Origin of the sequence: Shewanella sp. AC91-MNA-CIBAN-0169, assembly GCF_040310165.1 — a bacterium.
In the GTDB taxonomy this organism is placed as follows: Bacteria; Pseudomonadota; Gammaproteobacteria; order Enterobacterales; family Shewanellaceae; genus Shewanella.
This window is the reverse complement of record NZ_JBEOPM010000016.1, coordinates 39,752-54,052: the sequence shown is the minus strand read 5'-3', so window position 1 is coordinate 54,052 and position 14,301 is coordinate 39,752. Positions and strand designations below refer to the sequence as shown.

Genomic DNA, 14,301 nt, shown 5'->3' with positions numbered 1-14,301 from the left:
AAATATATGATGTATATAACAATTGATGGTGATGATATTGGTCAGATGATTACATCATCATATTTGAAAAATGACGTAAGTGAGCTTTCAAGAATCAACCAAGTGGTAAATGAAAAAACGTCATTAATCTCTGACTTTCTAAACTCTCGAGGTTTCAACATCATATTTTGTGCCGCAGATGGCGTTGCTGGCTATTCAGAAGATGAAACTGTTGATGAAATAATTTTATTTGAAGAAATTAAATCTATAGCAGAACCTGAATTACGTTTCTCTGCAGGTCTTGGGGCAACGTTACAGGAGTCATACATAGCACTACTTTCGGCTAAAAGCAGTGGTAAGTACTGCCTGCATAACTTTTCGGTTTTAAATAAATATGTTTAGGATTATTGATTTTAAGTCACTGTTAAAATACGTGGCAATGATAACAACAATAATAAGTATCGGTGCTTATGAGTTTTTACAAAGCTATTGGATCAACGACCTATCGATTATAAAGGTAGTCAGCATAGCCCCATGGGTGGCATTTCTTATAATCATTGTTATTACAACTAACTTTTTTGCTAGGCCAATTTGGAAGTTATTCAAAAAGTTAAACCCTTCTTTATACCCTGATCTAAACGGTACATGGGAAGGTGAAATTACAACTCAAACAGGATTGGTAATATCTGTTCGAGTGCTAATTAAGCAAACACTTTTGGAAACACAAATAAATATCCATACTGAAACGTCAAAATCTATTACTTTAGAAACGACTCCAACTATCGAGGGAGGAGAACCTAAACTTTATTATATGTATCGATCCGTCCCAAAGAACCCTGACTGGAGTTCATATATAGGTTCTACTATTTTTGATATTCGTAAAGTTGATAGTAATTCTCAAGGTGCACTGGAATTGTCAGGGTGTTATTTTACAGATAGAAAAAGTACGGGAAGAATTAGGTTTAAACAAATGAGCACTGACGTAGATCAGGATATATCCTTCTACTGATCGGAATTTTTGCCTAATCGGATAACCGAAGGTGTTTAACCTCCAGCCCCACAGTAGAGGCCAATTTAACTCGACCACTACACTCTTACCCTGGCAGGTTAAACTAGGCAAGGCGTAGTTTACCGGACGCTTACCGCGAAGGTTTTAAATCGTTAGATGAAGCGTGTAAATGGGTCAATGAATTTGTTTATTGGTCCAACAGCGAGCATCGCCATAGCAGGATTAAGTTTGTGACACCAAACCAGAGACATGATGGTCTTGATGTTGGAATACTGGCGAAGCGAAAAGCGTTGTATCAGACAAAAAGAAATGAACATCCAGAGCGGTGGTCAAAAGAAGAGCGAAACTGGCAGCCAATAGGCGCTGTGGCGTTAAATCCAGAGCAACATAAAAAAGCTACTTAACAATTTAGGCGACAACTGTCTTGAAAAACGCCGTTAACCGCATAAGGTAATGCTCTGCTAATTCTGGTCTAGAAAAATTCCAATCACTTATTGTTACCTCCAATTACACGCAATTATCTAGCTCATGTATAATTACACGCAAGACAGGTAAATATGTGTAATTTAATTTACGGGTTTATTCCTATTCAATTAATTATTGTCTGAAGGCGAAGGTGACAAATGATATTCTCACTATCGCTTCCTCACCTTGGAATAGTGGTTCTGTAGTGGCGAAGTGAAGATGGCCACTTGCTTAGACGTTTTCAATACAAAATTTTATCTGGAGAGATATAAACAGAACTAGCTTTTTAAATCGTTGATGTCCAATTGTGAGTTAGTGAAAATCCAGTTTTAACTTTGTTAAAACGTATTTATTTCAATATTTTTATTGGCTTACATTATAGTAAAATTAAACAACCAACCTTCTAGCGTTCACCTTCAGCCACTCTTTGTGCTCGGCATAATCTGGCATCACTCGCTCAACTTCCTTCCAAAACTTAGGCGAGTGATCAAGTTGCTTTAAGTGGCAAAGCTCATGCAAAACCACGTAATCAACGACTCGATTTGGCGCCATAACGATAATCCAATTAAAGTCGAGTTCACCTATAGGGCTGCAACTTCCCCAGCGACTCTTAAGTGTTTTAATGCTTACTGATTTAGGTTCTAGCCCCATGATTTTTGAATAACGTCTTACTTTTTCTTTAATCTTGCGTAACGCATTGAGCTTATACCAACGAATAATCGCGTCTCGAACCAGATTACTGCGCTTAGCTCCATCAGGTAAGGTCGCAACCAAGCGCCCCTGGATTAGTTTTACGGGAATATAAGCCCCTATAACAACCTTTAAGCGATAATTTCGCCCAAGATAAGCATAGGCCTCGCCTGAAACAAATTCTCTGTCACTGGCAGGTTTGGACTCTTCATGCAGCGCAACCTTCTGCATTATCCATTGATATTTATCTTCCACCAGCTGCTTGATACGCTCAATAGCCAATGCTTTCGGAACAACCACAGAAACGAGGCCGTCATCGACCTTGATTGAAGCCGTTTTAGCCCTACTGGTTCTAACCACACCAACATAAAGCCCTTTAACTTGTATTTGTTCAGGTTTAACAGCACTCACTATGACTTATTCCCAAACTTAGTCTTTGCCAATTCCATAAATCGCTCTTGAAGAATAGCCACCAACGCTTTATCACCAAAAGGTTGATCCAATACTGCACGCTTAATCTCTTTCTTCATCCGTTTAACTTCATCATCTTTTCTGAAAAAGTCGATAATCTCTGTCGCCTCTTCTAGCATCGACACCAATACTTGAGTGGTCGTTTTGATTGCATCGTGAATGCTTTCATCAATCACATCACCATCGCTCGCTTGAGTGACTTCAGCCATCAAAATGCCATAGAAGGCAAACTCAGTTTCAGTTAAGCCGACATCACGGGCCGCTTGCTGGTGGGCGTGACTAATATCATCAGTAAACTCAAATAGTAATTCAAGCTGCTCTGCCCACTTGCCGTGAGTTTTCTCAATAATGTCACGGAGCCTTAAGCTCAAAGAGCGGTAATATTCAGGATCGTCATCAAGATTAATCGTAATGTGGTGCTTAATCGCACTTTCAATTTCAGATGCCTTAGACTCATCTGACTTCGTCGGTTTAATACTGTCTTTAAAGTTCGCAGCCAGTAAATCCACTGGTGGAATTTTAGGGTCTACGCCCATACTCAAAATATGCTCATCCACTAATTGACGAACTTTCTCGCCAATCTCATGCATGTCTAAACCTTCATCACGATAAAGCGTCTTAGTCGCGTTATGGATTTTGCCCAACAACTTCATATCAGCAATAAAAGGGATAGCGGCAACATCAGGCAAAATCACATTTAACTGTTTGGCAAATTGCTTAAAGGCCATATCAAATTGCGCACGGATCGACTCATCTTTTAATGCCAATACATAGTCATCAATATTTGCACTTGGTTGGCCATTTACCGTTACATTTTTAAAGAATGACATCGCCCGAGTATGCTTGGCTTTTACCTTAGGTATTTCATCTTTTAAACTTTGGTAAGTCCCTTCAACATCTTCACTGCTAAACAGATCTAATGCATCAGTTAGGTAATTGGATAAACCGTGATAGTCCACAACATAGCCACACTCTTTGCCTTTATAGGTCCGGTTAACGCGAGCTATTGCTTGCATCAACGTATGATCTTGCAGCTTACGGTCGATATACATTACTTGCGCTATGGGTGCATCAAAGCCTGTTAGCAGCATATCTTTCACAATAAGAAAGGCGGTGTTATCAAACTTTTTATTTTTGTCTTCTGTACCCTGCTTATCAATACCAAAGGGTTTCTTAAAGTTATTGATAATCTGTTTCTGGCGTACTTTGTCCGTGTATTGAGCAATGTAAGCCTTGTCATTATGATCACCTGAAATGATTACTTCCGAAGGAGGTGCGCCTAACTCATCTAAGGTCTTTTTAAAGATGGCGGCGGCATGACGACTCCCAACCACAATCATGGCTTTAAAACCATCAGGACGAATACGTTCCTTATAATGCTTAATCAGATCTATACACACCCAGCGAATACGGGCAGGCGCTTCACGCACGGCTTTCTCTACACCATACTTTTTCTTAATTTCACGCTGCTCTTCTTCTGTGTAATCACCAAAATATTCTTCAAATAGCTTATCCAGTGACTCGCCAGCAACCTCAGAAATCACTTCACGGCCTTCGTACAATAGTTTAACGGTTGCACCATCTTCTACTGCTTGGTTAATTCTATACTCGTCAATATAACCACCAAATGCTTGGCCCATTTTTTGGGTTTTAAGCAAAGGCGTACCAGTAAAGCCTATCTTGGGTGCATTCGGCAGGGCTGCATTAATGGTCATCGCCAAACCACCAAACTGGGTTCGATGTGCCTCATCAGCCAATACAATAATTTTGTCGCTCGGATTAAGGTCGACAAACCCAGCAGCAACACCCTTTTGTTTTTCTTGTTCTTTCTCAAGATCAGAAAACTTCTGCACCATGGCAGTCACTAAATCAGAGCTGTCTTTTTTAAGCAGTTCTTTAAGCTGCGCCACTGAACCTGCGTTATAAACGGTTTCACCTTGGGCATCACGGAACGTATTAGATAGCTGCTCATCAAGTTGGGTACGGTCGGTAATAAACACCAACTTGTACTTTTTAAGCTCCGGATCACGGCGCATTTTTACTGCTAGCATCACCATGGTCAACGACTTACCACTGCCTTGGGTATGCCAAACTACACCGGACTTTTCTTTGCGATCGTTACCAGACTTTAAACGCTCAATGACTTTGTTTACCGCACGATATTGCTGATAACGCGCCACCTTCTTAATCACACGGCCATCATCGGTTTCAAACAATATAAAGTTCTGCAAAATATCTAAGAAGTTTGCTCTACTGAACATACCTGCTAATAAACGCTGCTGCGCCGTCACCTTAGTCAGTGCATCATAATCTTGAGTATGGCTGTCATTTGAGGGGGTGAAGGAAGATTGAGCGGGTGCAATCGTATAACTAGCGGAAGACTCAGCAACCTGTGGCAGCACAATATGGGTGTCAGTGTCAGCAAGTACATCTTCGGGCAACTGTATATCCACAGGATGATTAAGGCGGACAATATTATTCTTAAGTGATTGTTCAGATAGCTGTTTCTCAGTGAAAGGGTAAGCATCTTTCCAATCGCCATAATGTGACGAGTTTGAACTAATCGTACCCACTTTGGCTTGATCACGACAGCTAGATACCATCAGCTGATTATACCAAAACAGTTTTTCTGCCCCTTCATGATCTTCACTCTGGCGCAAATTAGCATAACGACGTAACTGGTTTATCCCTTCGCTCATCGGGCTGGAAATATACGGCGACTTACACTCAATAACAGCCAATGGGATACCATTCACAAAGCAAACAATATCAGGGATGATGTTCTGGTTAACGCCTTCAATTTTGAATTGATTAGTACAAACAAATTCGTTGTTTTCTGGCTTATCAAAGTCCACCAGCTTAACGGTTTGCCCCTTACGTCCCTTACCTAAATCTTGTTCGACTGATAAATAACTGACTAAGGTTTGGTAGAACGCGTGGTTATACTCCATTAAAGCCGCAAAATTAGGGTGGGTCACATCACGTGATACCTTTCGCAGGTTCTCATCACTGATCCACGGGTTAATACGCTTAATTGCCGCTTCAAGTCGCTTTACAAGTACCACATCACGCAAGTAAGTTCGCTCGCCTTTACCATCAGCATAAATATGCTCTGGTGATTCATTTACAGAGGGATTACTAGATGGTGATAGATCCTTCCCAGAGATGTACTCCCAACCTAAACTCACTAGTTGCGCAATGGCGGGGGCTTCTACTTTATCGAACTCATCTTGATTCATAACTGAGGCTCTGTCCGTACAATTAAAATACTAAAAGCGCTAAAAACGAATGCGGCTTAAATTCCTTGTTCATCGATATTACAGATACTTAGCTTCATTAACAGCTCATATGTTCACGTTCATCGTAAAAAAGTACCCATTAATTCAAATTTGGACAATCTCCCCCCCACTGCAACAACAAAATACTCAGATATTATTCCCTCCGTTGGCAGAGGCTTCTACCAACATCACTTTTAAATTGGAGATACAAAATGAGTAATAACAAAACACCAATGACACCACAAGCAGCCGCTCGCATTCAGAGTGCTAATGCAAAGCAAGGTAGTGGCAATGTTGCTAAAGGCAGCTTTGCTGCAAAAGCACAGAGTGCAGCGGCTAAGAATTCTGGCAATGGCAAACAGGGAGGTAAATAACATGTCTAAGCATGACGATGATAACCATAGCAATCAAATGAATCCTAATAATGACGCTTATTGGGAAAGCCGCGGTGAAGATGAACGCCCTGATGATTGGCAAGAGCAGTTAGACGATTAAAATATTAATGACTAGCTTGTGCAGTCCTTTAGGTCAGTAACAAGTTTTGCCTATCAACTCAACCGCTTTAGTCAATGGCTAGGCGGTTGAGTCTATTCTCCATCATTTATATCAATGTGTTATATTTTTAATTGCTTGCTGCTTGAAATGTTCAAAATATTTAGGATAACTCGCCAGTACTTCAGCAATAATAGGCAAAACTTTCTTATCATTTTCTACTTCTTTAAACATTCTCCCAACCATAGTATCAATGCCTCTAGCTATACGCAGATATATCAAGGTAGGTTCGATGTCATAGTCACCTATAGGATCAATAATATCGGCAACAAATTTTCGCAGTTTTTTATCTGATGGCATATTCACACCATTACGCCAATCTTTAAGCTGCTTATATTGTTTATCTTTCAATTTATCTTCACGAGTGCCAGACTCTTCAATCGATATATATGATGCTAATGCTCGCCAACTTGATTCTTGCTTATGGTGTGAGAGAATCTTTCTTAACTTCATCAACATCGCCCCAAAGCAAGTACACTCTTCGTCAGTAACGGCATAAGAGTGTATAACCGATGAAAACACGCCATCATATGACTCAAAGTTAATATCTGAGCCCTGTCTAATCTCATAAAGCGCTGTACCGACGTCATAAGTTGCTATTGCCGCAAGGTAAAAATCGAGTCTCATCCAAAAAACGGCACGAAGAGCTTGAGTCTTTTGCTCTACAGCTTTTAACTTATCGGCGCTATTGAGTTCAACATAGTGCTTGTAAGCCGATAATAACTCCAAAGGAACTAGGCTTGCTCTAGACCATGTAGACTGCTGATGAGCCCAGTGCGCAATCTCATCGTCACTTTTTAACAGGCCTAATTTTACTGACTTTTTATAGTTTCGCAGAAGCAAATAATCGGTATTTGATCTCTCATTAATAAATGCCATAAATGGAGGGAGCTCACTATCGTGACTAGACTGCTTAAGGCCATGAACAAGGGAGAACCAGCTTCCTGCATTTGAGCGCACATTTAACGCACGTCTTACTTTTATGTGCAAAGGTAATGAATACAGCAGCATAAAAGGTATAGGAAGTTGTTTCATCCACTGCGATATTTTATTGATTGTTGGCTTAGCAGCCCCTTTTTTCGCTAGATTAGCTCTACAACTGCTGCTGACGTTGAGATTATGATTATAAAATGACTCTAAGTACGGGATCGTCTTAACTATATTTTCAGGTAAGCCCAATAACTCCGCAACCACTGAAGGCGCAGGCAAAAATATGCTATCGAATGTTGGAGGTTTAAAAAAGTATTTCCCATATCTATAGGGTTTCATCTGCGGTCACCATGACTAATTCTCGCTTAACACAACGTAGGTAATATTTAGGGTATTGAGCCAAGACATCCCTACATATCGCATTAAATTCATCTGCAGAATATACTTTATCTTTGTGTTGTGCTTTTAGTTGAGTCAACAGCTTATCTAGTCCAAGCGATATACGTGCATAAGAATAAATCGTAACTAAAAAATCTAACTCTTCAGTACCTACTAAATTAACAAAAAAACTCTGAAGCTTGGCATTTGATATAGCGCCGTCACCGTTACGCCATTTCTTTAAACGTGCATATTGTTTATCTTCAAGCGAATCACCTGAGGCAGCGTTTTCATCTTCATCAATTTCAATATACCGAGCGAGTCGTCGCCAACTTACCTTGCCCAACTTAATGGTATAAGCACGTTTCAATTCATGTAAAAAGCCATCAAAACAATTTTTAACTTTGCCATTGCCATCGGCATAAAAAAGCAAACCACGCGTCAAAACGCCATTCGGCTTGGTTAATTCACTTTTGTCTGCATGCATTGTTAGCATACAACCAACTTCATAGTGCGCAATCGCTTCTAAATAAAAATCTAACTGTAATGACACAATGCACTTTGCTACTTCAAGGATCTGCTGTTTATCTTTTAGCTTGCTTGTAGCATTCTCAATAAGCAACGCAGTGAATTTGAGCCAAACAGTATTATCAAGATTAGAATGGGTCAGCCAAAGAGTGTCTTGTAACGACAGCTTACAAGCTAAGTTTTCGTTATCAAACTCTTTGCTCAATAGTGTTTTATTTACTTGCTGTTGCATAACAATGTCGGCTTCGCAGCGCGCCATTAAAAACCGAAGAAGCGGCTTAAATTGCGTCATGCTTTCGCTACGGCTAGCTTCACAAAGGTCTTCAGAGTGATTGATTACTGAATACCAAGCATTTGCGTTAGAGTTAACTTGAAAGGCCTCAGACATTGTGCTTTCTGAAATAACAGATTCAGCACTAAATGTTTGATCAAGTACTTTACTCAGCCATACTATAAACTTTTTTGAAGAAGGAAATCCCACACCTGTCGATGTGAGTTTATGCCGGCTGCTTCGCTTTATATCCAGAGGTAACGCATAAATTTCTTCAGATGCAGCAATACCTGTAAGTAAAGGGTTACTCACACCAAGCATTTTCATTGTGGTATTGATGGTAGGTAAAAATAAGTTATTTTCAAACCCTGAACCAAGCACGAAAGGCTTCCCAGCTTGAGATTCAGTTTTAGCTTGTTCAAATGATTCATTTAACAATGCAGAAAACGATTTTTGCAGCGAAGCATCCTTGCTCATGATTATCCTTTTGTTTAATTAGTTTCTGGCCAGTTCATTTATATGGTGCCTCTGATAAGCTAATTTGGTTGAGCAGCAATATTTAGTTGACCGTGCAGTGGGCCAAGTTCATCAAGGAGTTCCACATTGTTCAAGGTGTTATCTTCTGTATTGGCGATTAACTTGAACGGTGGCTTGTGGCTCATCAGCTTGCCTCCAGCTTAACGCGTACTTTGCCTGTGAGTAGATCTTGCATCAGGGCTTTTTTGGTATTGTATAAAGTCGACAATTTTTTTTGCTTTTTCAACATAGAAAATTGCACACTTTGTATCGCATTTGATATTTCTTGTTGTTCACTTAAGGGAGGAACGACATATGGAATTCTCTTAATATCTTCAATATTTATCCTGCTTACCGTTGTCCCAATAGAAAGAGAGTATATGGCCAATGCAGCTACTTCTGAGGTCAAAAACAAAGAGAAAAAATTTGGTAAAATAACATTAGTATCAGGGCGAAGAAGCACCATGCGTTGACCCATACAGACCTTTGTATTCTCTGGCATGAGACAAGATTCTCCAGCAGGAGCTTCCCTAGTGAACAGTACATCACCCAGTGAAGGAATAGCTCTTTTCGTCCACTCCGCATAACCATCCGCATGAGTGTATTTCATGTCATCTAAAACAAGTTCGCCATGTCGAACATTACTTGTTCTAACCACTAAGTACTCAGACTTATCAACATAAGGTGCAGTCTTGTGTTCACAATCGATAATTTTGTGAACAACCGAATCTAACAGCTTAACCTCCCAACTTTTCGGGATTCTGCCGACGGGTGAGTCTTTGAACTCGGTGTGGGGGATGTAACCCTTTCTATTGTTAAGAGCCCCATCAGCTGAGGCTTGCTTAGTGCCAACACCATTCGTCAGCAGCGTTTGCATCATGGCTGTTTTGAGGTCTTTAAGCTTATCGATTTGCGCCTGTGTTTTTTCAATCACCTCATCCACAGACGTCAAAATCGCGGCGATCTTTTGTTGCTCTAGGAGAGGGGGGCGTAAGAACTTAATGTCCCTCATATCTGATTGGTTCAGCTTTGCACGTGTGCCACCATTAATATGTTTTAAAATGTCTTTGTGAACCAAGCTATAGTGAATAAACTTAGTTTCATTATCAAATTTTGCTTTTAGAATGTGAGCATGATTATTGACCCAGAACTTCCCTTTAACTAAATAAGAAATAGGTCGCTGTTCCCACTGGTCAAAATTTCCTCCATCTTCAGCAAGCAATACATATTCACCTTCAAAGATGAAACCATCAATCCATCCTTGAACACCGTTAGCTCCATAGTATGGATATTCCCCTTTCCTAGAAGCTCGCTCTTGCGAATTTAATGGAATTCTCTTTGAATCGAATACATCACAGGTTTGGGAAATATTTGTTGTTTCCCAACCATCAGGAACCAAATTATTCATAACCCAACTCCTTTAGATAATCTTGCATCACTTGCTCTGCTGTCGACACCTCAGCATCGAGCTGGTGCAGTGATACATGGTATTTATCCCACCAGCGTTCAAGCTGTGCTAACACAAGTGCCATTGCTGATGCTTGCTCAGTCGCATCACCATCCGACGTCACTAAACTTGCTTCAAAACTCTTTTCTACAAGCGGTCTAATTTTCTCTTTAGTATCAATTTCTGCTTTGAAGTCATAATAATCAACAGGCTGTGGATCCCCGCCTTCATTTGAATAACGCGGGGTGAAGACACAAGACACATCAAAACCTTTAAGGACTTCGTCCCTAATGTAAGCATCTTCCACTTCACGAACTGGAATGCCGCCATGCAAAATGGCACGCACATCAAAAATCTCTGCTGGTGGTGAGGTGTCGGCATAGCGGCGAATGTTGAGGTTGTAATCGTTATCCGCTACTTCGCTTAATTCAACCACTTTTGAGTAGCGTGATAGTTCGGCGTAGTTGTCAAAGGTTTCGACAATTTTGGTGATATCTTGCTCACGCAATTTGTTTTGGTTTTTACCTTCTTGATACTCTAGCTCGCTGTTGATAAACAGGACTTTTCTTTTTCGAGCTGCTGGCTTTTGCTTATTAATAATCAGCAAGCACGCTGGAATACCCGTACCGTAAAATAAACCTGCTGGCAGACCGACAACCGCTTCGAGTAGGTCATCTTCCAGTATGCCTTGGCGAATGGCTTTCTCGCTTGAGCCACGGAATAACACCCCATGTGGCATAACCACACCGACCATACCGTCATTATTGGTACTGGCAATCATGTGCTGTACAAAAGCTAAGTCACCAGCATCTTTTGGCGGTGTGCCATAAGGGAATCGACCAAAGCCATCGTTGTCGCAATCCTCTTTACCCCACTTACTTAATGAAAATGGCGGATTGGCGATAACGCGGTCAAAATGCATTAACTCACCACCGAGAGTGTGTTTAGGGTCGCGCAAAGTATCGCCTTTACGAATGTCAGCATTATGCACCCCATGTAAGAACATGTTCATCTTACAAATGGCCCACGTATTTAGGTTCATCTCTTGGCCAAATAACGACAAGTTAGCGGCGTTTTCACCCTGTGCTGCCAGATGATTGCGCATTTGCACTAACATTCCGCCCGAGCCTGAGGTTGGGTCATAAATACGCATACCCGCATGGGGCTTAAGTAAGGCCACCAGCAGTTGCACTACTTCACTTGGGGTATAGAATTCACCACCCTTTTTACCCGCACTGTCGGCAAACATCTTAATCAAGTATTCGTACGCTGTGCCGAGCATATCTGGACGCTCAAAATCGGCATTGCGTAACCTATGTTTACTGAAGTGCGATAACAAATCTTGGAGTTTTTTATCAGACAACTTATTTTTAATGTTGAAGTCGATAGTGACTAACACGCCCTCAAGGCTTGAGTTATGTTCTTCAATCGCTTCGGCGGCGGTATTAAGTGCTTCACCAATGTTATGCTTCAAATCTTTAAGCACTGACCAACGGGCAATAGCGGGCATAAAAAAAGTATCGTCGTACTCATCTTCATCATCGCTAAGCTCTTGCGCTTGCGCCTGAGTTTTACCTTTATCGAGGTAATACTGAACGACCCTTTCACGCTCTTCATCGAAGGCATCCGACAAGCGCTTTAGAAACATCATGCCAAAGATGTAGTCTTTAAATTCAGACGCATCCATATTGCCACGCAGAATATCGGCCGTTTCCCACAAGAATGATTCAAGGGTTTGCAGGGAGAGTTTGTTAGTCATTGAATTACCTAAAATGAAGGTGTGGGTCTGTATTGATAACAGGCACTTTATATTGCATGTGATTCTACGACTTTGTTGCAGGTGGAGCAATGAAGGCATGTTAGTTGTTTGATTTTGATACAAATGAGATTGCTTGTTATGGCTATGAAATTAACTATAGAGCTGTTTCTTAGCCGCGAGCTTATGGCTCTAAATGGTTGGACATAGGCAGTTAGAAAGTGTTTAGTATTTCTAGGGGCTACCACTCAGCAAGATTTATTAGAGCAGTTATTCATGTTCTACGATAAGCTTGAAGAGGATATTAAAGCAGAGCTGCCACTCAAGTGTATTTTGACGGTAGCGACAGCAGAGTAGTATCCATTGTGATAATTAACTTCCCTTTTTGGTGGTAGTAACTATAATTCCCTTGGTGGGAACTTTGAGGTGTAATGAAAGTCTTAGGAAGAGACAAACTTACAAAGTTTAGTCAAAAGCATGCTGACGCAAAAAAGGCACTTGAAGCTTGGTTTTCAGAAGCGAGTGCTGCTGACTGGAAAACCCCACAAGATATAAAGAATAGATATCGAAGCGCTGATTTCTTAGCTGATAATAAGGTTATCTTTAATGTGAAAGGTAACCATTACAGATTAGTTGTGAAAGTTAGGTATCAAAATGGCATTGCTGTTATTGAATGGGTTGGAACTCATTCGGAGTATGATAAGCAAAGCTTTTAGGGAGGTATTATGGGCCACATTAAGTTAATTAAATCAACTCAAGATCATGAGCAAGCGTTAGCTCGCTTAATGCTATTAATGGATCGCGATCTTGCTCCGAACACAGCAGAAAATGATGAGTTGGATTTGCTTGCATTCTTAATCGAAAAGTATGAAGAAGAGGCCTTTCCTATTGAGTCTCCTGATCCTATTGAAGCGATTAAGTTTCGAATGGAACAACAAGGATTGATTAAAAAAGATTTAGTTCCATATTTTGGCTCTGCGTCAAAAGTAACGGAAGTACTAAACGGTACGCGAAGTTTAAGTCTTAATATGATCCGTAAGTTAAGCCCCGGTTTAGGGATATCTGCTGATGTCTTGATAAAAGAGCCTTGCCAAAAAGATACCATTTCCAAAGATGTTGATTGGGATGCTTTTCCTATATCAGAAATGCGCACCCGGGGTTATTTCGAAGGTTTTAAGGGCTCAATAAAGGAATTAAAAGAGTATTCAATTGAAAAGCTCAATCTGTTTTTAAAGTCTGTTCCCAATGGCTTTTCTCTAAAACCAGCATTATTAAGAACCACTGCTCATTTACGTTCAAATGACAAAGAGACTAATAGTTACGCTTTATGGGCGTGGCAAGTCAGGATTTTACAGAAGGCGCAAGAAGAGCAGCTACCAGCTAAATATGTTAAAGGTACAGTTGATGCTAACTGGATGAAAAAATTGGCTCAGTTATCATGGTCTGATCAAGGGCCTAAGTTAGCGAAAGAGTTTTTAAACCGCCATGGTATTCATTTAATTATTGAAGCTCATTTACCAAAAACTTATCTAGATGGCGCGGTATGTGTTTCTGCTAGTGGTAACCCTGTCGTTGCACTTACATTACGCTACGATAAATTAGATAACTTTTGGTTTTCGTTGATGCATGAATTAGCACATATTGCGTTGCATGTGGATGGTACTGAAACATGGTACTTGGATAATTTAGATGCAGAAGGCGCCGACGAAGTTGAACAAGAGGCAGATGCATTAGCCCAGGAAAGCTTAATTCCATCAGGTTCTTCGAGTTTACTTGAAGTGAAAGATGTTGATTGCGTGCAAAAACTTGCAAGTAAGTTACACATATCACCATGCATTGTTGCTGGTAGAATCCGTTATGAGCGTAATGATCACTCTACATTTGGTAAAGCGTTCCGAGATAAGGTAAGAAGTCACTTTTAGTATGTAAGTTTCGCGTTTGATTGAAGTTTTTTTAAAATGATTCTTAGCTCTGACATCGCATCGAGTTGTAAGCTCGTTCTCGTATCCACAAAGCACTGGAATAGCCTTT

Annotated in this window: 12 protein-coding genes and 1 pseudogene; 6 read left to right on the top strand and 7 right to left on the bottom strand. The window is 40.5% G+C overall.

The annotated features are described in order from the left end of the window. Positions 1 to 6: 6 nt before the first annotated feature. From AAEY98_RS14330 to AAEY98_RS14320, 3 genes and pseudogenes are all read left to right on the top strand, one after another. Positions 7 to 381 (top strand): mCpol domain-containing protein, encoded by a 375-nt coding sequence (locus AAEY98_RS14330; RefSeq protein ID WP_182723711.1) that lies wholly within the window; start codon positions 7 to 9, stop codon positions 379 to 381. Continuing rightward, the gene (locus tag AAEY98_RS14325) at positions 374 to 988 is read left to right on the top strand and encodes a Cap15 family cyclic dinucleotide receptor domain-containing protein (RefSeq protein ID WP_182723712.1); all 615 of its coding nucleotides are present in this window, start codon (positions 374 to 376) and stop codon (positions 986 to 988) included. The genes AAEY98_RS14330 and AAEY98_RS14325 overlap by 8 nt, the downstream gene beginning before the upstream one ends. A 137-nt stretch (positions 989 to 1,125) precedes the next feature. Beyond that, positions 1,126 to 1,392 (top strand): annotated as a pseudogene (locus AAEY98_RS14320) (IS3 family transposase); the annotation flags it as partial. A gap of 448 nt (positions 1,393 to 1,840) precedes the next feature. Here the strand turns inward: AAEY98_RS14320 and AAEY98_RS14315 are convergent. Both AAEY98_RS14315 and AAEY98_RS14310 read right to left on the bottom strand, forming a co-directional pair. Next, complete coding sequence (locus AAEY98_RS14315) at positions 1,841 to 2,554, bottom strand: M48 family metallopeptidase (RefSeq protein ID WP_351017753.1); 714 nt, start codon at positions 2,552 to 2,554, stop codon at positions 1,841 to 1,843. Further along, positions 2,554 to 5,853, bottom strand: a complete 3,300-nt coding sequence (locus AAEY98_RS14310) for a type I restriction endonuclease subunit R (RefSeq protein WP_351017750.1) — start codon at positions 5,851 to 5,853, stop codon at positions 2,554 to 2,556. Before AAEY98_RS14310 ends, AAEY98_RS14315 begins: the two co-directional genes overlap by 1 nt. A gap of 251 nt (positions 5,854 to 6,104) precedes the next feature. Here AAEY98_RS14310 and AAEY98_RS14305 point away from each other — a divergent pair, with 251 nt between their 5' ends. Then, the gene (locus AAEY98_RS14305; protein WP_351017747.1) at positions 6,105 to 6,266 is read left to right on the top strand and encodes a hypothetical protein; all 162 of its coding nucleotides are present in this window, start codon (positions 6,105 to 6,107) and stop codon (positions 6,264 to 6,266) included. A gap of 232 nt (positions 6,267 to 6,498) precedes the next feature. Here the strand turns inward: AAEY98_RS14305 and AAEY98_RS14300 are convergent, their stop codons facing one another. From AAEY98_RS14300 to AAEY98_RS14280, 5 genes are read right to left on the bottom strand one after another with little or no spacing between them, the layout of a single operon-like run. Continuing rightward, entirely contained in the window at positions 6,499 to 7,713 is a 1,215-nt protein-coding gene (locus AAEY98_RS14300) for a hypothetical protein (protein ID WP_351017744.1), read from the bottom strand. Next, on the bottom strand, positions 7,700 to 9,028 hold the full coding sequence (locus AAEY98_RS14295) for a hypothetical protein (protein ID WP_351017742.1): 1,329 nt from the start codon (positions 9,026 to 9,028) through the stop codon (positions 7,700 to 7,702). Before AAEY98_RS14295 ends, AAEY98_RS14300 begins: the two co-directional genes overlap by 14 nt. A 59-nt stretch (positions 9,029 to 9,087) precedes the next feature. Beyond that, positions 9,088 to 9,213 (bottom strand): hypothetical protein, encoded by a 126-nt coding sequence (locus AAEY98_RS14290; protein ID WP_351017740.1) that lies wholly within the window; start codon positions 9,211 to 9,213, stop codon positions 9,088 to 9,090. Beyond that, a complete protein-coding gene (locus AAEY98_RS14285; RefSeq protein ID WP_351017737.1) occupies positions 9,213 to 10,475 on the bottom strand; it encodes a restriction endonuclease subunit S in 1,263 nt (420 codons plus the stop codon). Before AAEY98_RS14285 ends, AAEY98_RS14290 begins: the two co-directional genes overlap by 1 nt. Then, the gene (locus tag AAEY98_RS14280) at positions 10,468 to 12,273 is read right to left on the bottom strand and encodes a type I restriction-modification system subunit M (protein ID WP_351017734.1); all 1,806 of its coding nucleotides are present in this window, start codon (positions 12,271 to 12,273) and stop codon (positions 10,468 to 10,470) included. Before AAEY98_RS14280 ends, AAEY98_RS14285 begins: the two co-directional genes overlap by 8 nt. A 428-nt stretch (positions 12,274 to 12,701) precedes the next feature. On the opposite strand from AAEY98_RS14280, the gene AAEY98_RS14275 reads away from it, so the two are divergent. Together AAEY98_RS14275 and AAEY98_RS14270 are read left to right on the top strand one after the other, a co-directional pair. Next, entirely contained in the window at positions 12,702 to 12,986 is a 285-nt protein-coding gene (locus AAEY98_RS14275; protein WP_102036380.1) for a type II toxin-antitoxin system HigB family toxin, read from the top strand. Between the two features lie 9 nt (positions 12,987 to 12,995). Continuing rightward, positions 12,996 to 14,192 carry an ImmA/IrrE family metallo-endopeptidase gene (locus tag AAEY98_RS14270; RefSeq protein WP_351017730.1) on the top strand — a complete coding sequence of 399 codons (1,197 nt, stop codon included), beginning with the start codon at positions 12,996 to 12,998 and terminating at the stop codon, positions 14,190 to 14,192. Positions 14,193 to 14,301 lie beyond the last annotated feature (109 nt).

What these genes read in the sequence shown, in the direction of transcription:
- AAEY98_RS14330 (WP_182723711.1), top strand. Translation starts at nt 7, where the DNA reads ATGATGTATATAACAATTGATGGTGATGATATTGGTCAGATGATTACA.
- AAEY98_RS14325 (WP_182723712.1), top strand. Translation starts at nt 374, where the DNA reads ATGTTTAGGATTATTGATTTTAAGTCACTGTTAAAATACGTGGCAATG.
- AAEY98_RS14310 (WP_351017750.1), bottom strand. Translation starts at nt 5,853, where the DNA reads ATGAATCAAGATGAGTTCGATAAAGTAGAAGCCCCCGCCATTGCGCAA.
- AAEY98_RS14305 (WP_351017747.1), top strand. Translation starts at nt 6,105, where the DNA reads ATGAGTAATAACAAAACACCAATGACACCACAAGCAGCCGCTCGCATT.
- AAEY98_RS14300 (WP_351017744.1), bottom strand. Translation starts at nt 7,713, where the DNA reads ATGAAACCCTATAGATATGGGAAATACTTTTTTAAACCTCCAACATTC.
- AAEY98_RS14295 (WP_351017742.1), bottom strand. Translation starts at nt 9,028, where the DNA reads ATGAGCAAGGATGCTTCGCTGCAAAAATCGTTTTCTGCATTGTTAAAT.
- AAEY98_RS14290 (WP_351017740.1), bottom strand. Translation starts at nt 9,213, where the DNA reads ATGAGCCACAAGCCACCGTTCAAGTTAATCGCCAATACAGAAGATAAC.
- AAEY98_RS14285 (WP_351017737.1), bottom strand. Translation starts at nt 10,475, where the DNA reads ATGAATAATTTGGTTCCTGATGGTTGGGAAACAACAAATATTTCCCAA.
- AAEY98_RS14280 (WP_351017734.1), bottom strand. Translation starts at nt 12,273, where the DNA reads ATGACTAACAAACTCTCCCTGCAAACCCTTGAATCATTCTTGTGGGAA.
- AAEY98_RS14275 (WP_102036380.1), top strand. Translation starts at nt 12,702, where the DNA reads ATGAAAGTCTTAGGAAGAGACAAACTTACAAAGTTTAGTCAAAAGCAT.
- AAEY98_RS14270 (WP_351017730.1), top strand. Translation starts at nt 12,996, where the DNA reads ATGGGCCACATTAAGTTAATTAAATCAACTCAAGATCATGAGCAAGCG.